General features: G+C 74.0%; 21 protein-coding genes and 1 riboswitch. Of the genes, 12 read left to right on the top strand and 9 right to left on the bottom strand.

Going from position 1 to position 21,760, the window contains the following annotated elements; all coding sequences use genetic code 11:
* Window positions 1-154 precede the first annotated feature (154 nt).
* The 3 genes from ACI78T_RS18865 to ACI78T_RS18855 all read left to right on the top strand — a co-directional run bounded on the left by ACI78T_RS18865 (window position 155) and on the right by ACI78T_RS18855 (window position 2,557).
* The gene (locus tag ACI78T_RS18865) at window positions 155-1,033 is read left to right on the top strand and encodes a hypothetical protein (RefSeq protein ID WP_456559664.1); all 879 of its coding nucleotides are present in this window, start codon (window positions 155-157) and stop codon (window positions 1,031-1,033) included.
* 85 nt (window positions 1,034-1,118) lie between these two features.
* Window positions 1,119-1,628, top strand: a complete 510-nt coding sequence (locus tag ACI78T_RS18860; RefSeq protein ID WP_456559663.1) for a universal stress protein — start codon at window positions 1,119-1,121, stop codon at window positions 1,626-1,628.
* Window positions 1,625-2,557, top strand: coding sequence for an SMP-30/gluconolactonase/LRE family protein (locus ACI78T_RS18855; protein WP_456559662.1), 933 nt, complete (start codon window positions 1,625-1,627; stop codon window positions 2,555-2,557). Before ACI78T_RS18860 ends, ACI78T_RS18855 begins: the two co-directional genes overlap by 4 nt.
* 25 nt (window positions 2,558-2,582) lie before the next feature.
* Here the strand turns inward: ACI78T_RS18855 and ACI78T_RS18850 are convergent, their stop codons facing one another.
* Window positions 2,583-3,242 carry a TetR/AcrR family transcriptional regulator gene (locus ACI78T_RS18850; RefSeq protein WP_456559661.1) on the bottom strand — a complete coding sequence of 220 codons (660 nt, stop codon included), beginning with the start codon at window positions 3,240-3,242 and terminating at the stop codon, window positions 2,583-2,585.
* A 136-nt stretch (window positions 3,243-3,378) separates the two neighbouring features.
* Here ACI78T_RS18850 and ACI78T_RS18845 point away from each other — a divergent pair, with 136 nt between their 5' ends.
* The 6 genes from ACI78T_RS18845 (at window position 3,379) to ACI78T_RS18820 (ending at window position 9,508) form a co-directional block, all read left to right on the top strand.
* Window positions 3,379-4,881, top strand: a complete 1,503-nt coding sequence (locus ACI78T_RS18845) for a flavin-containing monooxygenase (protein WP_456559660.1) — start codon at window positions 3,379-3,381, stop codon at window positions 4,879-4,881.
* Window positions 4,881-5,723 carry an SDR family NAD(P)-dependent oxidoreductase gene (locus ACI78T_RS18840; RefSeq protein ID WP_456559659.1) on the top strand — a complete coding sequence of 281 codons (843 nt, stop codon included), beginning with the start codon at window positions 4,881-4,883 and terminating at the stop codon, window positions 5,721-5,723. Before ACI78T_RS18845 ends, ACI78T_RS18840 begins: the two co-directional genes overlap by 1 nt.
* A gap of 32 nt (window positions 5,724-5,755) precedes the next feature.
* Complete coding sequence (locus ACI78T_RS18835; protein ID WP_456559658.1) at window positions 5,756-6,766, top strand: GNAT family N-acetyltransferase; 1,011 nt, start codon at window positions 5,756-5,758, stop codon at window positions 6,764-6,766.
* A 21-nt stretch (window positions 6,767-6,787) separates the two neighbouring features.
* Window positions 6,788-7,435, top strand: coding sequence for a class I SAM-dependent methyltransferase (locus ACI78T_RS18830; protein WP_456559657.1), 648 nt, complete (start codon window positions 6,788-6,790; stop codon window positions 7,433-7,435).
* A 127-nt stretch (window positions 7,436-7,562) separates the two neighbouring features.
* Window positions 7,563-7,702, top strand: a riboswitch (cyclic di-AMP (ydaO/yuaA leader).
* A gap of 213 nt (window positions 7,703-7,915) precedes the next feature.
* The gene (locus tag ACI78T_RS18825; RefSeq protein WP_456559656.1) at window positions 7,916-8,683 is read left to right on the top strand and encodes an aggregation-promoting factor C-terminal-like domain-containing protein; all 768 of its coding nucleotides are present in this window, start codon (window positions 7,916-7,918) and stop codon (window positions 8,681-8,683) included.
* Window positions 8,684-8,782: 99 nt separating this feature from the next.
* Complete coding sequence (locus ACI78T_RS18820) at window positions 8,783-9,508, top strand: DUF72 domain-containing protein (RefSeq protein WP_456559655.1); 726 nt, start codon at window positions 8,783-8,785, stop codon at window positions 9,506-9,508.
* Between the two features lies 1 nt (window position 9,509).
* Here the strand turns inward: ACI78T_RS18820 and ACI78T_RS18815 are convergent, their stop codons facing one another.
* The gene (locus ACI78T_RS18815) at window positions 9,510-10,685 is read right to left on the bottom strand and encodes a glycoside hydrolase family 3 N-terminal domain-containing protein (RefSeq protein ID WP_456559654.1); all 1,176 of its coding nucleotides are present in this window, start codon (window positions 10,683-10,685) and stop codon (window positions 9,510-9,512) included.
* Window positions 10,686-10,819: 134 nt separating this feature from the next.
* Between ACI78T_RS18815 and ACI78T_RS18810 the strand changes: the two genes are divergently transcribed.
* Entirely contained in the window at window positions 10,820-11,215 is a 396-nt protein-coding gene (locus tag ACI78T_RS18810) for a hypothetical protein (RefSeq protein WP_456559653.1), read from the top strand.
* Here ACI78T_RS18810 and ACI78T_RS18805 read toward each other — a convergent pair.
* From ACI78T_RS18805 to ACI78T_RS18775, 7 genes are all read right to left on the bottom strand, one after another.
* Entirely contained in the window at window positions 11,212-11,646 is a 435-nt protein-coding gene (locus ACI78T_RS18805; RefSeq protein WP_456559652.1) for a hypothetical protein, read from the bottom strand. The genes ACI78T_RS18810 and ACI78T_RS18805 overlap by 4 nt on opposite strands.
* 182 nt (window positions 11,647-11,828) lie before the next feature.
* Window positions 11,829-12,545, bottom strand: coding sequence for an ANTAR domain-containing protein (locus ACI78T_RS18800; RefSeq protein WP_456559651.1), 717 nt, complete (start codon window positions 12,543-12,545; stop codon window positions 11,829-11,831).
* A 198-nt stretch (window positions 12,546-12,743) separates the two neighbouring features.
* On the bottom strand, window positions 12,744-13,703 hold the full coding sequence (locus tag ACI78T_RS18795) for an anti-sigma factor RsbA family regulatory protein (protein WP_456559650.1): 960 nt from the start codon (window positions 13,701-13,703) through the stop codon (window positions 12,744-12,746).
* A complete protein-coding gene (locus tag ACI78T_RS18790) occupies window positions 13,700-14,539 on the bottom strand; it encodes an MEDS domain-containing protein (protein ID WP_456559649.1) in 840 nt (279 codons plus the stop codon). The genes ACI78T_RS18795 and ACI78T_RS18790 overlap by 4 nt, the downstream gene beginning before the upstream one ends.
* Before the next feature lie 80 nt (window positions 14,540-14,619).
* Window positions 14,620-16,026, bottom strand: a complete 1,407-nt coding sequence (gene pntB / locus ACI78T_RS18785; protein ID WP_456559648.1) for a Re/Si-specific NAD(P)(+) transhydrogenase subunit beta — start codon at window positions 16,024-16,026, stop codon at window positions 14,620-14,622.
* The gene (locus ACI78T_RS18780) at window positions 16,023-17,552 is read right to left on the bottom strand and encodes a Re/Si-specific NAD(P)(+) transhydrogenase subunit alpha (protein ID WP_456559647.1); all 1,530 of its coding nucleotides are present in this window, start codon (window positions 17,550-17,552) and stop codon (window positions 16,023-16,025) included. The genes pntB and ACI78T_RS18780 overlap by 4 nt, the downstream gene beginning before the upstream one ends.
* Before the next feature lie 151 nt (window positions 17,553-17,703).
* Window positions 17,704-18,591 (bottom strand): leucine-rich repeat domain-containing protein, encoded by an 888-nt coding sequence (locus ACI78T_RS18775; RefSeq protein ID WP_456559646.1) that lies wholly within the window; start codon window positions 18,589-18,591, stop codon window positions 17,704-17,706.
* Between the two features lie 200 nt (window positions 18,592-18,791).
* Here ACI78T_RS18775 and ACI78T_RS18770 point away from each other — a divergent pair, with 200 nt between their 5' ends.
* A complete protein-coding gene (locus ACI78T_RS18770) occupies window positions 18,792-20,867 on the top strand; it encodes a putative bifunctional diguanylate cyclase/phosphodiesterase (RefSeq protein WP_456559645.1) in 2,076 nt (691 codons plus the stop codon).
* Window positions 20,864-21,745, top strand: coding sequence for an HDOD domain-containing protein (locus tag ACI78T_RS18765; protein ID WP_456559644.1), 882 nt, complete (start codon window positions 20,864-20,866; stop codon window positions 21,743-21,745). The genes ACI78T_RS18770 and ACI78T_RS18765 overlap by 4 nt, the downstream gene beginning before the upstream one ends.
* Window positions 21,746-21,760 lie beyond the last annotated feature (15 nt).

Below are 21,760 nucleotides of genomic sequence, written 5' to 3'. Positions count from 1 at the left end.
GGACCCGGGGTCCCGGGTAGCGGAACGTGACCGTCCTGGCACGGTCAGCCGAACTACGCCGGTGCCACTCTCACGGTCCGGTCACGGCGCCGGGCCGTCGGCGCCCGCGTCTGGCACTGTCCGGCCTGTCAGCAGTGGCAGCAGGGGGAGATCGATGACCGTGGCCGACGGCGGGAACAACGGGCGCGCGACCGGCATGAGTCAGGGTGGGCCGAACGTGCGCGGTGACTTCGACGAGCTGCTGGACCACCGGCCGGTCTTCCGGGTCCGGCTGCACGGCTACGACCGCCTCGAGGTCGACAACTACACGGCGTGGGCGGAGAGCGAGCTCGTCGCCGTCCGCCGCCAGGTCGACCACCTGCTCAGCCGGTTCGGTGAGACCTCCGCGGAGCTGGAGATCTCCCGGCGGCTGCTCGCCGACGCCCCGCCCGGCCGGGAGGCCTTCCCCGTCTCGCAGCGCGTGCAGGAGATGCTCCGCCTGGCCGAGGAGGAGGCGGCGGCGCTCACCGAGGCCGGCGCGCGCGAGGCCGAGCGCATCGTCGCGGAGGCGCGCACGGAGGCCGACGCCCGCCTGCGCAAGGCCCACCAGATCAAGGAGATGGCGGTCGACGCCGCCGACGAGCTGCTCGAGCAGGCGCGCCGGGACCGCGCGGCGGCCGCCGCGCAGATCGAGCGCGCCGGGGCGGAGGCTGCGGAGATCCTCCGCACGGCCGCCGTCGAGCGCGACCGGCTCGACGCCCTCGCCGCGCAGGAGCGGGAGCGGGCCGACGCCGCCGCGACCGCGCACCGTGCCTCGGTGCAGGCGGAGGTCGACGACCTGCGCCACCAGCGCGACCAGGCGCGGCAGTCCCTGCGCGGGCTCACCGACCGCATCAGCGAGGCGCTCAAGGCGGTCGCCGACATGGTGCCCGAGGACCAGCCGCGCACCCACGTGGTGCAGGGCAACGTGGCCGTCGAGCAGGTGGCGCCCGAGCAGCGGGACGAGAACAACGTCGTCGTGATGATGGGCCGCCCCGCGCCCGTGCCGCACTGAGCCCGCCGCCCGGCGTCCACCGGACCGCACCCCTGGTGAGAAGCTAGGGCTGCGCCGTGACCAGGCCGGACCGAGGGAGGCAGCGATGAGCGACGTCTGCGAGGCCGTACGCGTCGAGGGCGGGATCGTCGTCGGGCACGACGGCTCCAAGAGCGCGCAGGAGGCGCTGGTCTGGGCCGGGCGCCTCGCCTGCCGGGCCGACCTCGACCTCCACGTGGTCCGCGCCTGGGCGATGATGACCGCGCCGCAGCCCAGCACCTGGACGCCGGGGTACGTGCCGCCGCTGCCGGAGTGGGAGAAGGCGGTGCTCGACGAGCTGTCCGCGCACGTCAAGGCGGCGGGGCTCGACCCGTCCGTGCGGGTCACCTGCCACGCGGTGCACAAGGCGCCGGCACAGGGGCTCATGACCGCGGCCGAGGGGGCGAACCTGCTCGTCATGGGCGCCCGCGGGCGCGGCGGCTTCCGCGGGTTGCTCCTCGGCTCCGTCAGCGACCAGCTGGTGCACCACGCCCCCTGCCCGGTGACCGTCGTCCGGACCGGGGTCACCGGCCGGGAGATCGAGGCGCCGTCGGGCAGCGTCGTCCCCGCCGGGTGAGCGCCCCGGAGGGATTCGCCGGCGTCCGGCTCTTCCCCGTCGGGGGGCACGGGCCCGAGGACGTGGTGGTCGACCACGAGGGGCGCGTGCTCACCGGTGTCGACGACGGCCGGGTGCTCCGCCTCGACCCATCCGACGGCACCGTCGCCACGGTGGCCCGGGTGCCCGGCCGCCCGCTGGGGCTGGAGCTGCTCGGCACCGGCGAGGTGCTCGTCTGCGCCTCCGACGCCGGGCTGCTCGCCGTCGCGCCCGGGAGCGGCGCCGTCCGGACGCTCGTCGACCGCGTGGGCGGCCGGCCGCTCTGCGCGGTCAACAACGCCGCGGTCGCGCCCGACGGCACCATCTGGTTCACCGACTCCTCGACCCGCTTCCCCATCCCGCGCTGGCGCGAGGACCTGCTGTGGCGCACGCGCAGCGGCCGGCTGTTCCGGCGGGACCCCTCCGGTGAGGTCACCGAGGTGCTCGGCGGGCTCGAGTTCGCGAACGGGGTGGCGCTGGCCTCCGACGGCTCGTACGTCGCCGTGGCGGAGACCGGTGCCCGCCGGATCCGGCGGGTGTGGCTGACCGGGGCGCGGGCCGGCTGCAGCGACGTGCTGGCCGACGACCTCTGGGGCTACCCGGACAACATCGCGCTGGGCTCCGACGGCCTGATCTGGGTGGCCCTGGCCAGCCGGCGCGTGCCGGCGCTCGACGTCATCCAGCGCCTGCCCCTCCCGCTCCGCGCGGCGGTCGGGCGGGTGCCGGAGCGGTGGCAGCCCTCGGCCCACCCCGCGGTGGGCGCCGTGGGTCTCGGCCTCGACGGCCGCGTCGTGCGCGAGCGCACCGGCACCGTCGACGGGTTCAGCATGCTCACCGGCGTCCGGGAGGCCGGCGGGACGGTGTGGCTCGGCAGCCTGACCGGCGAGACGCTGGCCGCCGTCCCCCGCTGACACGGGCCCTCCTGACCATCACGGGTCAGCCGGTGGGGGCGGTCCCGTAGATCGTCCGGAGCCACACCTCGAGCAGCACCTCGACGACGGCGGACTCGGCGACCGCGGGCCCGTCGCCGCTGAACGTGGCGTACAGGGCGCGCTCGTTCATCGAGGTCAGCAGGACGGCGAGGTCGCGCGCGGGCGGCCCGGGCGGTGCCGCGCCGCGCGCCCGCTCGGCCTCGATCGCGTCGGCGCACCGCAGGGCCCACTGGTCGAACACCCGCGCCCACAGCTCGCGGATCTCCGCGTTGGTCGAGCGGGCCTCCGCCCACGCGAGGGTGAGCGCACGGTGCGCGCGGAACGTCTCGAAGTACGTCGTGATCGCCAGTCGCCAGCCCTCCCGCGGCCCGGCGCCCGGGAGCAGGGACGCGTCGAGGGTGGCGGCGTCGGCCTCGGCGACCACGCGGTCGAGCAGCGTGAGCAGCACGGCGTCCTTGGACGCGAAGTAGAAGTAGAAGGTCGGCCGCGAGATGCCGGCGCCCCGGGCCAGGTCGTCGACGGAGATCGCGCTGAGCGGCTTCTCCGCCAGCAGCCGTTCGGCGGTGGCGAGGATGGCGAGCTCGCGGTCGTCGCCCGACGGGCGCGCGGTACGGCGTCCGCGGGGGGGCGGCTCGCCCAGGGGCCCGCTCAACGGCACAGCCATGTCCGGAGGATACCGCGCGCAGGCCGTTTCTCAACACCCTGTTGACTCGTTCGACAGGGCGTCGATAACGTCGGTGCCGCAGGGTTCAGCGCCGACCCCTCGCCGGCGGCGGCCGGCCCGGACGCAGGAGACATGCATGGCCCCGGAGCACCTCGAGCAGCCCACCGAGCACGTCGACGTCCTGATCGTCGGAGCCGGCCTGTCCGGGATCGGCGCCGCCTGCCACCTCCAGGAGGAGTGCCCGGGCAGGTCCTACGCGATCCTCGAGTCCCGGGGCGCCATCGGTGGCACCTGGGACCTCTTCCGCTACCCGGGCATCCGGTCGGACTCCGACATGTTCACCCTCGGCTACGCCTTCCGGCCGTGGAAGGACTCCAAGGCGATCGCCGACGGAGAGGCGATCCGCACCTACATCCAGGACACCGCCCGCGAGTACGGCGTCGACTCGAAGATCCGCTTCCACCACCAGGTGCTCTCGGCCGACTGGTCGGCCGCCGACGCGCGCTGGACGGTCACCGCCCGGCGGACCGACAGCGGGAACACGGTCCGGCTCACCTGCTCGTGGCTGCAGGTCTGCTCCGGCTACTACCGCTACGACGAGGGCTTCCGCCCGACGTTCGAGGGCGAGGAGCGGTTCACCGGCGAGATCATCCACCCGCAGCACTGGCCCGAGGACTTCGACGGGACCGGCAAGCGCATCGTCGTCATCGGCAGCGGGGCCACCGCCGTCACCCTGGTGCCCAACCTGGCCGGGGACGCCGAGCACGTGACGATGCTGCAGCGGACGCCCAGCTACATCATGGCGCTCCCGGGCCGCGACCCCCTGGCCACGTTCCTGCGCAACAAGCTGCCGGTGAAGGTCGCCTATCCGATCGTCCGGTGGAAGAACGTCCTGATGTCGACGGCGTTCTACCAGTTCAGCCAGCGCTTCCCGTCGGCCGCGAAGAAGCTGCTGCGCCGGCTCACGCAGAAGCAGCTGCCGGGTGTCGACGTCGACACGCACTTCAACCCGCCGTACAACCCCTGGGACCAGCGGTTGTGCCTGGTGCCCGACGGCGACCTGTTCCGCGCGCTGCGCCGCGGCCAGGCGTCCATCGCCACCGGCCGGATCGCCGCCTTCACCGAGAAGGGCATCCAGCTGGAGTCCGGCGAGCACCTCGACGCCGACGTGATCGTCACGGCGACCGGGCTCAACCTGCTCCCGATGGGCGGCATGACGCTGAGCCTCGACGGCGAGCGGGTCGACGTCTCGAAGACCGTCTCGTACAAGGGGATGATGCTCTCGGGCGTCCCCAACTTCACGATGGTCATCGGCTACACGAACGCCTCGTGGACGCTCAAGGCGGACCTGGTCAACCGCTACGTCTGCCGGCTGCTCAACCACCTCGACGCCGAGGGCTACGTCTCCGCCACGCCGGTCGCGCCACCCGAGGGCGCCGACCAGCCGTTCCTCGACCTGTCGTCGGGGTACGTGCAGCGCAGCCTGGCAGACCTCCCCAAGCAGGGGCGGCGCAAGCCGTGGCGGCTGCACCAGAACTACATCCGCGACGTCCAGCTCATGCGGCGGGGCTCGCTCGAGGACGAGGGCATGACGTTCCAGCGCGTGCCCGCCACGACGACGGAGAAGGCGGTCGCCTGATGGGTCCCTACCAGTTCGCCGGCGGCACCGCGGTCGTCACCGGCGCCGCCAGCGGCATCGGCGAGGCGCTCGCGGCCCAGCTCGCGGCCCGCGGCAGCCACCTCGTGCTCGTCGACCGGGACAAGGACCGGCTGGGCGACGTCGCCGACCGGACCCGGGCCGCCCACCCGGGCCTGACCGTCACGACGCACGTCGCGGACCTGTCCGACGACGCGCAGACCGACGCCCTGGCCGCGACGCTCGCCGCCGAGCACCCGGAGACCACGCTGCTGGTCAACAACGCCGGCGTCGCGCTCGGCGGCCGCTTCGACCAGGTGACCCTCGAGGAGTTCGACTGGGTCATGGCGGTCAATTTCCGGGCCGTCGTGCGGCTCACCCACGCCCTGCTCCCGGTGCTCAAGGCGCACCCCGGAGCGCACCTGGTCAACGTCTCCAGCGTCTTCGGCATCTTCGCCCCCGCCGGGCAGGCCGCCTACTCGGCCAGCAAGTTCGCCGTCCGCGGCTTCTCCGAGGCCGTGCGGCACGAGCTGGCGGAGGACGAGGTCGGCGTCACCGTCGTGCACCCCGGGGGCATCAAGACCCGCATCGCCGAGAGCGCGCGCACCGGGTCCGGCGTCTCGATCGAGGAGTACGAGGCCGGCCGCAAGCAGTTCGCCAAGCTCCTGCGCATGCCGCCCGAGAAGGCCGCCGCGCAGATCGTCGAGGCGATCGAGGAGCGCCGGCCGCGGCTGCTCATCGGCTGGAGCGCCAAGGTCCCGGACGTGCTCGTCCGCCTGACGCCCGGTAGCTACTGGAAGCTGATCGCGCGCCGGGCGGCGCCCGCGAAGCCGCCGGCCGCCTGAAATCCGGTTGTGCCGGGCGGTAGAACCGGGAGGTGACCTCCCGCCTCGTCGAGCTCGGCCCGGACGACGCCCTCTTCGCCGACTGGTGCGCCGTCTGGGCCGCGGCCTCGCTGGCCGAGCGCCCCGACGAACCGCCCCGCCCCGCGGCCGACCACGTCGCGATCGGCCGTGAGCTGCTCACCGCGGGCGGCTCGCGCACCGGCACGCACTGCGCCGCCGTCGTCGACGGCGCGGTCGCCGGTGCGCTGCGGCTGATCCTGCCCGAGCGCGACAACACGTCGGTCGCGATCCTCGACCTCGCCGTCCACCCCGCCCACCGGCGCCGCGGCATCGGCAGCGCCCTGCTCGCCGAGGCGCTGGCCCTCGCGGCGGCGCACAGCCGCACGGTGGCCATCGCCGACGTCGACGAGCCGGTGCCGGACAACCCCGGCCGCGCGTTCGCCGAGCGGCACGGGTGGTCCTGCGACCTGCTGGAGACCCGGCGCGACCTCGACCTGCCGGTGCCCGAGGGCCGCCTCGCCGCGCTGGAGGAGGACGCGACGGCAGCGGGCGCGGGCTACGAGGTCGTCACCTGGCGGGACCGCACTCCCGACGCGCTGCTCGAGGACCGCGCCCTGCTCGCCCGGCGGATGACGACGGACGCACCGCAGGGCGACCTGCCCGTCGAGGAGGAGGACTGGGACGGCGCCCGCATCCGGGAGGTCGAGGCCGTGTCCCTGGCCCGCGGCCGGACGGTGGTCTCTGCTGGCGCCGTCCACGACGGCCGCCTGGTCGGCTACACCGATCTGCAGATCCCGCTGTCGGTGCCGGTCCGGGCACAGCAGGCGGGCACGCTCGTCCTGCGCGAGCACCGCGGCCACCGGCTGGGCGCCCGCATGAAGGTGGCGGTGCTGCGGGAGCTGGCGGCCTCCTTCCCGTCGGTGCGCCGGATCAGCACCTACAACTCCGAGGGCAACCGGCCCATGGTGGCGGTGAACGAGGCGCTGGGCTTCCGGCCGGCCGGGCAGTTCTCCGCCTGGTCCACGCGGGTGCCGGGGGTCTGAGGCGTCCGGTTGACTGGAGGCGTGCCGTCCGACCGCGCCGTCCCCGCCCAGTTCGTCCGCGACCACACCCGGCCGGAGCGGCCCTCGCTCGTCCCCGAGGTGATCCTGCACGTCGCCGCGGACGTCGTCGCGCTGTGGGAGGCGATCGAGACCGAGCGGGGCGTGGCGCCCACCGACCCGCCCTTCTGGGCCGCCGCCTGGCCCGGCGGCCAGGCCCTCGCCCGGCACGTCCTCGACCAGCCGGGCGTCGTCGCCGGCCGGTCGGTGCTGGACCTGGGCGCCGGCAGCGGGCTCGTCGCGATCGCCGCCGCGCTGGCCGGCGCCGCGCAGGTCAGCGCCAGCGACATCGACCCGTTCTCGCACGCGGCGGTCGCCGTGAACGCCGAGGCCAACGGGGTGCCACCGATCGCCGTGCTCGGCGACGTCCTGGGCGAGGACCCGCCGGTCGTCGACGTCGTCCTGGCCGGCGACGTCTGCTACGACCGCGTGATGAGCGAGCGCGTCCTGCCGTGGCTGGAGGCTGCCCGCGCGCGGGGCGCGGAGGTGTTCCTGGGCGACCCCGGTCGGCCATACGTGCCGGTCGACCGCCTGCAGCGGTTGGCGATGTTCGACGTCCCGGACACCGAAGGACCACAGGTTCGGCGGACGACGGTCTGGAGACTGCCGTGACGGGTGGGGCGAGAAGCATCACGTCGCCGATTTCGGATCCGGCGTTGTCACGACTCGATAACGGCGGCTACGTTGGCTGGGTCCGGCCGGTTGTTCCTGCCCCACCGGGGGAGGCCGCGCCGGGCGCCGCCGAGTCGCCCACCACACGGGCGAGCCGGGGACCCACCGCAGTACTGGGGTGAATCCTGCTCCGAGCCCAGGCTCGGGGTGGGTAGGGCTGCTTCCCGCCCGAATCCGTCAGCTAACTCGGTAGGCGGCCACGGAAGAGACCGAAGAAACGGAGAGCAGCAGCACGGCCCGCCCTCGGGCAGACCTTGCACGCAGCAGCCGATCCGGACCGTCGCGCGGGAGACCCCTGCGCTGATGCGGTCCGCCGGGCGACCGCCCGCCGCGCTGCCCGTCGCCACACAGCAGTGGATCGCCCGCGCCCTCTGAGCGCGGGCCGTACCGCTGCGCCGTCATCCGGAGCACACGCACCCCATGAACATCCGCACCACCCTGTCCTCGTCCGCCGCCGCCCTCCGCGCGCGCGGCACCCGGCTGCCCGCGAAGGGCCGCCGTCCCGCCCTGTACCTCTCGACCGCCGCCGCGGGCGCGCTGATCGTCGGCGTCGTCACCGCCGGCGGGCCGCCCGCCCAGGCCGACGCCGCGCAGCCCCAGTCGGTCAGCGTCGCCGAGCAGCTCGGCGTCAGCGCCCAGACCCCGCAGAAGCTGCAGGGCGACGTCGTCGGCTCGCTCGAGCAGCTGGCCGCCAGCCGCGCCGAGCGGGACGCCGAGCAGGCCACCGCCAAGGCCGCCCAGGACGCCGCCGTCCAGGCCGAGCTCGACCGCATCGCCGCCGAGCAGGCCGCCGCCAAGGCCGCCGCCGAGGAGGCCGCCCGCGCCGAGGCCGCCCGTGCCGCCGAGGCCGAGGCCGCCGCCGCGCGCCCCGGCCAGGGCACCAACGCCGCCGTTGCTCCCGCCGGCTCCTACAAGGAGTACGCGATGAGCAAGGTCGGCAGCGCCGGCGAGTTCAGCTGCCTCGAGAGCCTCTGGGGCAAGGAGAGCGGCTGGAACCCGAACGCGCAGAACCCGAGCAGCACTGCGTACGGGATCGCCCAGTTCCTCGACTCCACCTGGGCCGGCACCGGCATCGCCAAGACGTCGGACGGCTACCGCCAGATCGACGCGGGCCTCATCTACATCGAGAAGGCCTACGGCTCGCCGTGCGGCGCGTGGGCCAAGTCGCAGTCCAGCGGCTGGTACTGATCCGCTGATCCCCGCTTCTCGAGTGTTGCTCCCGCTCCCGGGGTGCTGCAGGACCCCTGGAGCACGCAGAACACTCGAGAAGCGGGGTAGCAGGTCGTCGTGGCCGTGCACATCGGGACGTCGGGGTGGAGCTACGACCACTGGGACGGCGTCCTGTACCCGCCGGGGACGCCGTCCCGTGACCGGCTGGCGCACTACGTGCGCCGGTTCGGCACCGTCGAGTTGAACGCCAGCTTCTACCGGTGGCCGCGCGACGCCGGCTTCGCGAGCTGGCGTCGCCGGCTGCCGCCGGGCTTCCAGCTCTCGGTCAAGGCGCCCCGCGGGCTCACCCACGCCAAGCGGCTCTACGGGCCGGAGCCCTGGCTGCCGCGGCTGACCTCCGCCTGGCACGAGCTCGGCGACCGCCGCGCGGTCCTCCTGCTCCAGCTGCACCCCGCCCACCAGCGCGACGACGCCCGGCTGGCCTACGTCCTCGAGCGGCTGCCCGCCTGGATGCGGGTGGCGGTCGAGTTCCGGCACCCCAGCTGGCACGACGACGCGGTGTTCGCGCTCCTGGAGCGGCACGGCGCCGCCTACTGCGTCATGAGCGGCGCGCAGCTGCCCTGCGTCCTGCGCGCGACCGCGCCGTTCGTCTACGTCCGCATGCACGGGCCCGATCCGGCGCACCTCTACGCCGGGTCCTACGGCGAGGACGACCTCCGCTGGTGGGCCGACCGGGTGGGGGAGTGGGCCGCCTCCGGTCGCGACGTGTACGTCTACTTCAACAACGACGGGTACGGGCACGCGGTCCGCAACGCCGAGCGGCTCCGCGACCTCCTCGGCTGACTCACCCCTCGAGGAGGCCGGCCCGCTGCTTCGCGGTGAGTGCGGTGCGCACGGCCGCGTCCACGGTGCGGGCGAACACCGGGTCGCTCGCGTCGCGGGCCAGGATGGCGTCGATCATCTCGGGCACCAGCTCCGGGTCGACGGTGAGCACGAGGGTGCCGCCGGCGGCGATGAACCGCACCGCGCGGTCGCCCGGGGGCACCGCGCTGACCGCCTCCGCGTTGCCCAGGTCGTCGGAGATGACCACGCCGTCGAAGCCCAGGCGCCCGCGCAGCAGACCCATGAGGACCACGGACGAGAAGGCCGCCTGGTCGTCGGGGTCGATCTGGGCGTAGGTCGCCGACGACACCATGACGAACGGTGAGGCGGCCGAGGCCGCGAGCTGGCCGAACAGCGCCACCTGCGGGTCGTCGGCGGTCGTGACGGTGTCGGTCACGTCCGCGGAGGTGTCGGTGTTGGCCTGCACCCGCCCGAGGCCGGGGAAGTGCTTGAGGGTGGCGGTGACGCCGGCGCCGCCCAGCCCCTCGACGACGGTGCCGGCCGCGGCCGCCACCGCCTCGGGCGTGCTGCCGTACTGGCGGTCGTAGTAGCCGATCGGCTCGTTGGCCTGCTCGTTGCCCGGCGGGACGACGTCTGCGACGGGGGCGAGGTCGAGGTTCACCCCGGCGCTGCTCAGCGCCGCCCCCATGCCCTGGGCGAGCGCCGCGAGGTCGGCCGGGGGCATCGACCCCTGCTGGAGCGCCGACGGCAGGCGCTCGAAGCCGGGGCCGCGGAGGGTCTGCACGTCGCCGCCCTCCTGGTCGGCGGCCACCCACAGCCCCGGACCGGGGGCCGCGGCCTGCCAGCGCTGGCTCACCTGCGCCAGCTCCTCCGCGGCGGCCGTGGACCGGCCGGCCATGAAGAGCCCGCCCACGCCGCTCTCCGCCACCGCGTCCCCGCTGCCGAGGTCGTCCAGCGGCACGCCGGCGACGAACAGCTGGGCGACCTGCGCCCGACGGTCGAGCCCCGCCAGCGCGACCTCGACCGGGTCCGCCGGCGTGGTCGAGGCCGTCGTGGGGGAGCTGGACGACGTCTGCGCCCGGGGACCGGTGGGCGCGTCCGACCCGCACGCGGTCGCCAGGAGGGACAGGGCGAGCACGACGACGGGGACGGACACGCGGTGTCCGGCGGTGAGCATGGAAGTCCTCCCGGGAGGGCAGGGCGACGCTGCGGTGGTCCTCGCATCGTCGCCGCTGAGCGGGCCGCGGGGCACCCGCGACACCCCGGTGCCGGCCGCTCGCCGTCGTCCGGCCCGGGTAATACGGTCGGGTCATGGCCGGTGAGCAGGAGAGACCAGAGCCCCAGACGGCGACCGGCAAGCTGGTCGGGCGGTCGATCGACGAGTTCGTCAACCAGCTGCGCGGCTTCACCGACCGCGCCCGCTCGGTCGCCGGCGCCGTCCCGGCGCGGCTGCACCTGCCCGCGCTGCCCTCGCCCCCGGGGGCGATGAGCGCTGCGCAGGTGAGCGCGATCGCGCAGACGGTGCGGGCGCAGCGGGAGTCGATCTCCGCCATCCGCTCGCAGCTGGAGGCGTTCGACCAGCAGCTGGCGGTCTTCGAGCGGATCCTCGACCCCCTGGTCGAGTGGAGCGCGACCTGGGCCCAGCTGGAGAAGGCGGTCGGCGACTTCGTGCGGCCGGCTCCCGACGGCAGGCAGCCCGAGGCCTAGAGCCCCTCGTCGGTGTCGTCGCGGTGCCGGCGGCGCAGCAGCCCGGTCACCGACCCCACACGGTCCTGAGCCACCCGCAGCCCGTGGATCAGCGGGACCAGGTCCTCCTGGATGCGGCGCAGCGTGTCCGGGACGGTGTCGACCACCGGGTCGTCGAGCACCCGGCCCACCCGCTCGATGCCCGGCTTCAGGGCCCGCACCGGCTCCTCGAGCTCGTCGACGAGGTCCTCCAGGCGCTCGGCGATCCGCTGGGCGGAGGCGATCGTCGCGTGCGCCATCGTGGTGGCCTCGGTCAGCTCCTTGACCGTCCCGTTGAGATCGCTCAGCGTGCGGGGGAGCTGGGCCAGCGCCTCCGTCTGGGTCTGCAGGAGGCTCATGAGCTCGGTCAGCCCGGGGATGCGGGGCATTCCGAGCCCGCGGAAGGGATCCACGTCAGCAACCGTCGGCGAGGAGGCGGCGCGCCGCAACCGCAGTCGGCGCCGGCGTCCCAGGCGGCCCAGCGGCCGGTGCTTCGACCACTGGACCTGGGCCCTCGGGACTGCCGGCGGTCCCGTGGACCGTGCCCCGGCTATGCCCCCGTGGTGGCGCGGTCACGCGCGGCCCACCCGGCGCCTCAGAGCCCGCCGAGCGCGCCGGTGCGCACGAACTGGTCGGCGATGTCCCGCACCTTGGTGTTGGTCTCCATCGACACCCGGGTCAGCGCCTGGAAGGCCTGGTCGGCGGTGAGCCGGTAGCGCTCCATCAGGATGCCCTTGGCCTGGTCGATCACGGCCCGGGAGTCCAGCGCCGCCGCGAGGTGCTCGGCCCGATGCACGGCGCTCGCGTACAGGTACATGTTCGAGACCGGGACGACGGCGTAGTCGGCGAAGCGCGAGACCAGGTCCCGCGTGCGCCGGTCGGAGACGGTGAAGTGGCGGGCGTAGACGTTCATCGCCCCGCAGACCTTCTCCCGGGTCGGCAGCGGGAACGAGAGCACGCTGCCGCACCCTGCTGCCGCGGCCGTGCGGGCGAACTCCGGCCACGTGTCGTCCGACCGGGTGTCGACGATCTCGGCCGTCCGGCCGGTCGACGCGGCCGACAGGCACGGGCCCGCCCCTCGCCGGTACTGGGTCTCGTCCAGAGTCTGCGCGAGGTCCCCGGTGGCCGCGACGGTGGTCGGGCGGTTGTCGCCGAGGATCGTGAGGGAGATGACCGGCTCGCCGGGCAGGACGCCGGCGGCCAGGGCCGTGACCCGCTGGAGGACCGACTCCAGCGAGTGCTCGGCGAAGGAGAGCAGGCCGAGCTCGTCGAAAGCCGGCTGGGCGACGGGGTCGCCGTCAGGGGGATTCACTGCTGCGCTCCGTGTGGGTGGCACCGGACCATGCCGCCGGCGGTGGACGACGCCGCCCCGGGTGTTCCAGGGCGTGTCGAACGGCGGGACAGCTGTCCCGCCCGCGAGCCGGCTGTTAGACGCGCTTGCCTGCAGCATAGCCAGCGACGACGTCGCCGACGGCCAGCGGCCGGGGCGCCGTGTCGTCCGCGGGACGGGTCAGCGCCAGGTCGTGATGCGGACCGACGTGCCGTTGCCGGTGGACCGGACCTGCACGAGGTCGCAGAGCTGGTTCACCAGGAAGACCCCCCGGCCGCCGTCCTGGTCGACCGGGGGCAGGCGCCGGCCGGTCAGCGGGTCGGCCAGGTGCCCCTGGTCGCTGAACTCCACGACCGCCGCGCTGGGGGTGGCCCACATGGCGACGGTCCCGGTGCCCGGGCCGTGGCAGACGCTGTTGGTCGCCAGCTCCGAGGCGGCGAGCTCGAGGATCTCGACCTTCTCCGCCGGCAGGCCGGTGCTCCGGGCGAACTGGGCGACGGTCCGGCGGGTGGCGGGGATGTCCGCGGCCCCGTAGCTGCCGCGGAGGACGGCGTCGGTCGGGACGGGCAGCGCGGCACCGAAGATCCCCGTCACGTCGTCGGGGGCGTACTCCGGGCTGGGGCGGCGGCCGGCGGACGTCCCCGCCGTCGGGTGGCTGCGCACCGCGGCCCGGACGACGGCCCGGGGGAGGTGCGTCTCGTCGTAGGGGCAGAGCAGGCGCCACGGCACGCCGCCGTCGAAGGCGGAGTTGAGCAGCAGCTCGTGCAGCCGGCACTCCAGGAACTCCGCCTCGCGCCGCCCGACGAAGGCCGGCTCACCCACGCCGCGGAGCCGGCGGCCGGCTGCGGTCTGCTCCTGGAGCAGCCGGTCCCAGACGCCGATGATCCGGCCGGGGTTGCCGCCCACCTCGGCCATGTCGAGGAAGCCCACCGCGGCGGCGTCGTCGCCCAGGGCGTCGCGCAGCTGGTCCAACCGTCCGCGGGGCTCGGCGACGACCACCGCCTCGTCGTCCTCCAGCCCCTCCCGCACGAACGGGAGGAGGCCGGCCAGGAAGTCCTCGTCGTCGCGGTAGAAGAGAGCCTCGTGCTCGAAGGACGCGTGCTCGACCGCGGCCTGCGGCCGCCCGAGGACGGCGGTCACGCTGCGGCGCTGAAGGTGACCGGGGCGAGGTCGGCGAGACCCAGCACCCCCCACATCCGCCGCACCAGGTGGGAGGCCCCGCGCACCTCGAGCGGCTGCCGGTTGTCGGCCAGGTCGCGGGCCCACCGGGCGATCACCCGGGAGGCGGCGACGTCCATGAAGTCCACGCCCGCCAGCTCCAGCACCGCGCCACCGGCCTCGACCGGCGAGGACGCGAGCACGCGGGCCAGCCGGTCGGCGCTGAAGGTGTCGACGCTGCCGCTCAGCACGATGCGCGGCCCGTCGAAGAAGACCTGGAAGGGCGGCGCGGCGGGGGCGTGCACGAGGGGGTGCACCGAGGCGACGTCGGTCAGCGCCTCGGCGGAGAGCCGGCTGCTGTAGGCGCACATGGCCGTGAAGCCCGACTGCTGGGCGATGAACTCGTCGGCCACGTGCTCCCACTCGACGAGCGAGGCCCGGCGGTCGGCGTCCTCAGCCAGCGGGCTCACCTCCGCGACCACCCGCAGCCCGGTGTAACCGTCGGCGATGGCCTGGCGCGTGGCGTCGTCGTAGAAGGTGCGTTGGCTGCCCGGGGCGAACTTGCCGGCCGCCTCGTAGGCCTCGGCGGTGGTGAGCGTGCGCAGGGCGCCGTCGGCGGCGAGCGCGGCGGCGTCGCCGAAGCCGTCGGCCGGGGTGCCGATGCTGTCGATGACGCGGTTGCCGATGACCAGGACCCGCTCCCGGCGCTCGAGGCCACCGGCGAGGAAACGCCGCACGGCGCGGTCGAACGCCTGGTCGTCCTCGTCGTAGACCCAGCAGATGTGGTCGGACGCGCCTGCTCGGGGGACCTCGGTCACTTCTCCGTGGGGGCGCACCCACCCAAGGTAGGCCCCCGGGCCCGTGGAGGACAGGGGTCACGGCAAGGTCACAGCGCTGGTCAGAGGGCGCGGAGGATGTCCTCCACCCGCTCCCGCGCGTCACCGAAGAGCATCCTGCTGTTCTCGCGGAAGAACAGCGGGTTCTGCACCCCGGCGTAGCCGGTGCTCATCGACCGCTTGAAGACGACGACCCGCTCGGCCTCCCACACCCGGAGCACGGGCATGCCCGCGATGGGGCTGCCCGGGTCCTCGGTCGCGGCCGGGTTGACGGTGTCGTTGGCGCCGATGACGAGGACGACGTCGGTGCCGGCGAAGTCGTCGTTGATCTCGTCCATCTCCAGGACGACGTCGTAGGGCACCTTCGCCTCGGCCAGCAGCACGTTCATGTGTCCGGGGAGCCGGCCGGCGACCGGGTGGATGCCGAACCGGACGTCCACGCCCTTGTCCCGGAGCTTGCGGGTGAGCTCGGCGACCGCACCCTGCGCCTGGGCGACTGCCATGCCGTAGCCGGGCGTGATGATCACCGACGAGGCGTCGCGCAGCAGCTCGGCGGTGTCCTCGGCGCTGACCTCGGTGTGCTCGCCGTAGTCGCGGTCCTCCGAGACGCTGCCCTCGTTGCCGAAGCCGCCGGCGATGACCGAGATGAACGAGCGGTTCATGGCCTTGCACATGATGTAGGAGAGGTAGGCACCGGAGGAGCCCACGAGCGCGCCGGTCACGATCAGCAGGTCGTTGCCCAGGAGGAAGCCGCTGGCCGCCGCCGCCCAGCCGGAGTAGCTGTTGAGCATCGAGACGACGACGGGCATGTCGCCGCCGCCGATGGAGGCGACCAGGTGCCAGCCCAGGGCCAGCGCCACGAGCGTGACCGCCGACAGCACCACGAGGTTGGGCTCGACCACGAACACGACGGTCAGGACGGCGAAGACGACCAGCGCACCGAGGTTGAGGGCGTTGTGCGCCGGCAGCATCAGCGGGTTGCTCTTGATCCGCCCCGACAGCTTCAGGAACGCCACGATCGACCCGGTGAAGGTGACGGCGCCGATGAAGACACCGATCACCACCTCGGCGGAGTGGATGCCGAGCAGGTTCGACGCGACCTCGGTCTGCTCGTCTGCGTCCGCCTCCACCGAGAGGTAGCCGTTCCAGCCGACGAGCACGGCGGCCAGACCCACGAAGCTGTGCAGGATCGCGATCAGCTCGGGCATGCCGGTCATCTCGACCCGGGCGGCCCGCCAGAGGCCGATGGCGGCACCGACGACCATGGCGACGACCAGCAGGGCGATGCCCACGCCCGAGGCGCTGCGCGTGGCCAGGCCGATCGTGGCGGCCAGCGCGATCGCCATGCCGGCGATGCCGAAGGCGTTGCCGGCCTTGGCCGTCTCGTGCTTGGACAGGCCGGCCAGGCTGAGGATGAACAGCAGCGCGGCGACGATGTAGGCGGCCGACGCGGCCGAGGTCGCGGTCATCGGGTGAACATCCCCAGCATCCGGCGGGTGACGGCGAAGCCGCCGAAGACGTTGATGCTGGCGACCAGGATCGCGACGAAGGCCAGCACGGTCACCACCGCGTCGTCGTGGCCGATCTGCAGCAGCGCGCCGACCACGATGATCCCGCTGATCGCGTTGGTCACCGACATCAGCGGCGTGTGCAGGGCGTGGTGCACGTGCCCGATGACGTAGAAGCCGACGACGACGGCCAGGGCGAAGACGGTGAAGTGCTGGATCAGCTCGTTCGGCGACAACGCGGTGATGAGGAACAGCACGGCCGCACCCAGGCCGACCAGCGCGAACCGCCGGCTCGGCGACGGTGGCTCGGGTGGCGGCGCCGGCTCGGCCGGCGTCGCGGGAGCGGGCGCCGGCGCGGCGGAGACCTGCACCGGGGGCGGCGGCCACGTCTTCTCGCCCGCCCGCACCACGGTGATGGCCCGCTGGACCACGTCGTCGAAGTCGAGGACCAGCTGCCCGTCCTTGCCCGGCGTCAGGAGGGTCAGCAGGCTGACCAGGTTCTGGCCGTAGAGCTGCGAGGCCTGGGCGGGGAGCCGGCCGGGCAGGTCCGTGTAGCCGATGATCGAGACCCCGTTGTCCGTCACCACGATCTCGTCCGGGACGGAGCCGGCCACGTTGCCGCCCTGGGCGGCGGCCATGTCGACGATGACGCTGCCCGACCTCATCGAGGCGACCATCTCCTCGGTGATCAGCCGTGGCGCCGGCCGGCCCGGGATCAGGGCGGTCGTGATGATGATGTCGACGTCCTGGGCCTGCTCGGCGTACATCACCGCTGCCCGCCGGTTGAAGTCCTCGCCCATCTCCCGGGCGTACCCGTCGGCGCTGACCTCCTGATCGCCGGCGGGGACGGCGACGTACTCACCGCCCAGCGACCGCACCTGCTCGGCGACCTCCGGGCGGACGTCGGTGGCCCGGACGATCGCGCCGAGACTGCTGGCCGCGCCGATGGCGGCCAGCCCGGCGACTCCCGCGCCTGCCACCAGCACCTTGGCCGGCGGGACCTTGCCCGCCGCCGTCACCTGGCCGGTGAAGAAGCGGCCGAAGGTGTGCGCCGCCTCGACGACCGCCCGGTAGCCGGCGATGTTGGCCATGGAGGACAGGACGTCCATCGACTGGGCCCGGGAGATGCGGGGGACCGCGTCCATCGCCAGCACGGTGATGGGCCGGGCGGCCAGCGCGTCGACCAGCTCGGGGTTGAGCCCGGGGCTCAGCAGGCTGACCAGGGTGGCGCCGTCGCGCAGCCGGGGGATCTCCTCCGTCGAGGGCGCGTTCACCCGGAGGAGGACGTCGGCCTGCCAGGCGTCGTCCGCCGTCCCGACCGACGCCCCGGCCTCCGCGTAGGCCTCGTCGGGGAAGCTGGCCGCGGCGCCCGCGCCGGCCTCGACCACCACGTCGTAGCCCAGGGCGATGAGCTTGGCGACGGTGGCCGGGGTGGCGGCCACCCGCGTCTCGCGGGCGCGGGTCTCCCGCGGAACTCCGATACGCAACGTGGCGCTCCAATCGGCTGCAGGCGTCGTTGCCCGTCACCAGTGGGGTGGACGGATCATGCACGGGAAACGACGGCCGGGCCTACGAGGTGAGGCCGATGTGACCACTGCCACGCGATCGGTCCCGGGAGATGGGACGGCGTTCGCCTGATCAGGCGAGCCCGTTGACCGACACCCCGGCCGCGCGGAGCTCGTCCACCCCGGTCAGCCCGGCGGGGTCCGTCTCGTCGAGCCCCAGGTTGACCAGCGCCCGCAGTCCGAGCAGCGGCGTCAGGTCGGTGACCGGGTTGGCGCCCAGCTGCAGCTCCTGGAGCAGCGGGGCGGTGGCCAGCCCGCTGACGTCGCTGATCGCGTTGCCGAACACGTCGAGGACGAGCAGCGTCGGGATCGTCCCCAGCGGGGCGGCGTCGGTGATCCGGTTCCGGGAGAGCCGGAGCGTGTCCAGCGACGGCAGGCCGGCCAGCGGCGCGACGTCGGTGATGGCGTTGCCGGACAGGTCGAGCTCGCGCAGCGCGTCGTGCTCCGCGAGGGCGCTGATGTCGGTCACCTGGGCGGCGGCGACGCCGAGGGCGGTCAGCGTGGTCGTGCCGGACAGCGGCCCGAGGTCGCTCACCGGGTTCTGCGACAGCCCGAGGTCGAACAGCTCCATCCCCCGGAGCGGGGACAGGTCGGCGACCGCGTTGTCGGTCAGCGTCAGCGTGGACAGGCGCGGCAGGGACGCCAGCGGGCCGAGGTCGGAGATCTCGTTGCGCGACAGGTCCACGGTGGTGAGGGCCGGGAGCTCGCCGATGCCCTCCAGCGAGCGGACAGGTCCCTCGACGGACAGGCCTCCGACGCAGCGGAGCTCGTCGACGGACGCCAGGTCGTCCGCCGAGACGACGCCGACGGCCGGCAGGCCTGCCGCCGTCGCGACGCAGGCGGCCAGCGCGGGGTCCGGGAACACCTCGGAGAGCGGCTCGCCGGAGTCGGCGCAGCCGCTGAGGACGGCCGCGAGCGACAGGGCGGCAGCGGCCGCGGCGCGGGCCGGGACGAGCGGCATGACGGGCACCTCCGGAGCGGAGGCTAGTTCCGGACCCGTCCGGGGCCGGTCACGGCGCGCGGACCCGGCTTCCCCCCATCGGGGGAGCCGACGTCGTTCAGGTGAAGGGAGCGGGGGGTCCGGGCCGATGGACCCCCTGACGGGAGCCGTTCCCGCAGCTGGAGCAGACCGGCGACGACCGCACCACCGGAGGGAGGACCGTGTCCGCCTGGATCAGCGCGCCCGAGGACGACGCGGTGCCGCCGGAGATCGTCTCGACGGTCTTCTACAGCGCGACGGTGAGCGACAACCTCGCTCTCCTCGTGGCCGAGACCGTCGGCGGCACGCAGCGGGTGACCTGGGGCAACGAGGGCGCCGTGCAGCTCCTGGGCTACGGCCTGGAGGACCTGCGCCTGCTGCCGGTCGCCCAGCTCTTCCCGACCCTCGGGGGCGGGGAGCTCAAGCTGCTGCTGCGACGCGAGCGTGCCGCGCGCATGACCCTGCTCGTCCACACCGCCAGCGGCGCGGAGGTCGAGGCGGTCGTGATGACCACCCCGTCGCCGGGCGGCCGGATGTGGACGATCCGCATCCTCGCGACCGCCAACGAGCAGGAGCGCGCGCTGCGCGCCACCGCCGACGCCCACGAGCGGCGGTTCTCCGCGCTGACCGAGCGCTCGCCGGTGCCCACGCTGCTGTCCGAGCAGGGCATGCGGCTGGCCCACGTCAACGACGCGTTCTGCACCCTCGTGGGCCTGCGGGCCGAGCAGCTGCTCGGCACGGGCTGGATCGACACGATCCACGAGGACGACCTGGACGCCGTGATCGAGCGCGTGTCCTCCGCGCTCGACGGCGAGGAGGTCGAGACCCAGGCCCGCCTCGTGCGCGACGACGGCAGCGTGCGGACGACGATCATCCGCTTCGCCCACCTGTTCACCCCGGGTGTGGGCGCCGGCTTCGTCGGCACGATCGAGGACATCACCGACCGGCTGGCCTTCGAGGCGAAGCTGGCCCACCAGGCGCACCACGACCCGCTGACCGGGCTGCCCAACCGGACCCTGCTGGCGCAGTACGTGGGGGAGCGGTTCACCAAGGGCGACGGTGGCCTGGCCTGCCTCTTCCTCGACCTGGACAACTTCAAGGTCGTCAACGACTCCCTCGGGCACACGGCCGGCGACGAGCTGCTGGTCGAGGTCGCCGACCGGCTGCGCGCCACCGTGCGTCCCGGCGACCTGGTCGCCCGCTTCGGCGGCGACGAGTTCGTCGTCGTCTGCGAGAACGTGGACGAGGAGGCGGCCGTGGCCCTGGCCGGCCGGGTCTCGGAGGCGCTCGCCAAGCCGATGCGGCTGGGCGGCGTGGACATCCGCCCGTACGCCAGCGTCGGGGTGACCGTGCAGACGGCCGAGCACCTGGCGGCCGAGGAGCTGATCCGCGACTGCGACATCGCGATGTACCAGGCCAAGGCCAGCGGCAAGGGGCGGGTGACCGTCCTCGACCAGGAGGCCCGCGCGCAGGCCCGCGACAAGCTCCGCCTGGTGACCGAGCTGCGCGACGCCGTCGAGCGGCGCGAGATCGCGATGTACTACCAGCCGATCTTCAGCACCCGCGACGGCCAGCCGGTCGCCGTCGAGTCGCTCGCCCGCTGGGACCACCCGGTGCGGGGGCCGATCAGCCCGAGCGTCTTCGTGCCGCTGGCCGAGGAGAGCGGCCTGATCACCGTCCTGGGCCGGCTGGTGCTGGACGAGACCTGCCGCCAGCTCGCCGAGTGGGACCACCTGCTGGGCGTCGGCGCCGTCGGCCGCGCCAACGTCAACGTCTCGGCGCTGCAGCTCGACGACAACCTCGCCGCCCAGGTGGCGGCCGCGCTCGACCGCCACGCGCTGGCGCCGTCCCGGATCCAGATCGAGATCACCGAGTCGGCCCTCATGAAGGACCCGGCGTCGGCGCGCGAGGTGCTCGACCAGCTGCGCGCCCTCGGGGTCGAGCTCGCGATCGACGACTTCGGCACCGGCTACTCGTCGCTGGCCTACCTGCGGCACCTGCCGGTCGACTGCCTCAAGGTCGACCGCTCGTTCGTCGCCGAGCTCGCCGACGGGCACAACGAGATCGCCTCGGCGGTCATCGCGATGGCCCGCAACCTCAACCTGTGCACCGTGGCCGAGGGGGTGGAGACCGTCGAGCAGGCCGAGGAGCTGATCCGGCTCGGCGCGACCTACCTCCAGGGCTTCAGCCTCGCCAAGCCGATGACCGGCGGGCACACCGCGGCCTGGTTCGCCGCCCACGCAGAGGACGCCTCATGACAGTCACCCCGTTCCCCGGGGCCGACGCCGGCCCGGCGCCGGTGTTCGACATCGAGCTGATCCTGGCCGGCATCGACACGATGGCCGTCCAGAAGCCGGTCGCCGCCCAGGTCGTGTCCGTCGCCAACTCCGACGAGACCGACGCGCGCACGCTCGCCCGCATCCTGTCCTCCGACATCGCCCTCGCGGGCCGCGTCATGAAGCTGGCCAACTCCGCCTACTTCGGCATGCGCGGCCGGGTGACCTCGCTGCAGTTCGCCGTCACCGTCGTCGGGTTCACGACCGTGCGCACCATGGCGACCGTCGCGCTCACGAACATGGAGGACGAGTCGCGGCTGCCCGGCAACTTCTGGGACGTCACGACCAGCCTGGCCCTGGGCGCCTCGACCATGGCCCCCCGCTTCGGGGAGCGCCCGCCGGACGCGCTGTGCCTCGGGCTGCTCGCGCAGCTCGGCGCGGCCCTGCTGCACCACAACGACCCGGAGGGCTACGCCGAGATCGTGGCGGCCCACCCGACGTTCCGTGCCCGCCGCGCGGCCGAGACCCGGCGCTACGGCATCAACAGCCTCTTCCTCACCGCGGTGGCCCTGGAGCAGTGGGGCTTCCCCGCGGTCCTCACCACCCCGCTCAAGGAGATCGACGACTACCAGACGATGGACGGCGCCCTGCTGCGCGCCGCCTTCGAGGTCGCCGCGCGGCTCACCCACGAGGACCACGAGGAGATCCCGATCTCCCGGCTCACGCTCGGCCGCCTGCGGGAGGACGACCTGGTGCCGATCCTCGACCAGGTGCGCACCGAGGCCGCGGACCTCAAGCGGGCGATGCTCGGTCAGCCCGCCGACGACCCGGACGCCAACCCGTCGGACTGGGTCTACTGACGGAGCCGGTCTCCG

It is taken from the genome of Blastococcus sp. SYSU D00922, assembly GCF_054050495.1.
Note: the sequence above shows the minus strand (reverse complement) of the source record. Positions and strands in the feature narration are given on the sequence as shown.

What these genes read in the sequence shown, in the direction of transcription:
- ACI78T_RS18865 (WP_456559664.1), top strand. Translation starts at nt 155, where the DNA reads ATGACCGTGGCCGACGGCGGGAACAACGGGCGCGCGACCGGCATGAGT.
- ACI78T_RS18850 (WP_456559661.1), bottom strand. Translation starts at nt 3,242, where the DNA reads ATGGCTGTGCCGTTGAGCGGGCCCCTGGGCGAGCCGCCCCCCCGCGGA.
- ACI78T_RS18840 (WP_456559659.1), top strand. Translation starts at nt 4,881, where the DNA reads ATGGGTCCCTACCAGTTCGCCGGCGGCACCGCGGTCGTCACCGGCGCC.
- ACI78T_RS18815 (WP_456559654.1), bottom strand. Translation starts at nt 10,685, where the DNA reads ATGCTCACCGCCGGACACCGCGTGTCCGTCCCCGTCGTCGTGCTCGCC.
- ACI78T_RS18810 (WP_456559653.1), top strand. Translation starts at nt 10,820, where the DNA reads ATGGCCGGTGAGCAGGAGAGACCAGAGCCCCAGACGGCGACCGGCAAG.
- pntB (WP_456559648.1), bottom strand. Translation starts at nt 16,026, where the DNA reads ATGACCGCGACCTCGGCCGCGTCGGCCGCCTACATCGTCGCCGCGCTG.
- ACI78T_RS18860 (WP_456559663.1), top strand. Translation starts at nt 1,119, where the DNA reads ATGAGCGACGTCTGCGAGGCCGTACGCGTCGAGGGCGGGATCGTCGTC.
- ACI78T_RS18825 (WP_456559656.1), top strand. Translation starts at nt 7,916, where the DNA reads ATGAACATCCGCACCACCCTGTCCTCGTCCGCCGCCGCCCTCCGCGCG.
- ACI78T_RS18765 (WP_456559644.1), top strand. Translation starts at nt 20,864, where the DNA reads ATGACAGTCACCCCGTTCCCCGGGGCCGACGCCGGCCCGGCGCCGGTG.
- ACI78T_RS18845 (WP_456559660.1), top strand. Translation starts at nt 3,379, where the DNA reads ATGGCCCCGGAGCACCTCGAGCAGCCCACCGAGCACGTCGACGTCCTG.
- ACI78T_RS18775 (WP_456559646.1), bottom strand. Translation starts at nt 18,591, where the DNA reads ATGCCGCTCGTCCCGGCCCGCGCCGCGGCCGCTGCCGCCCTGTCGCTC.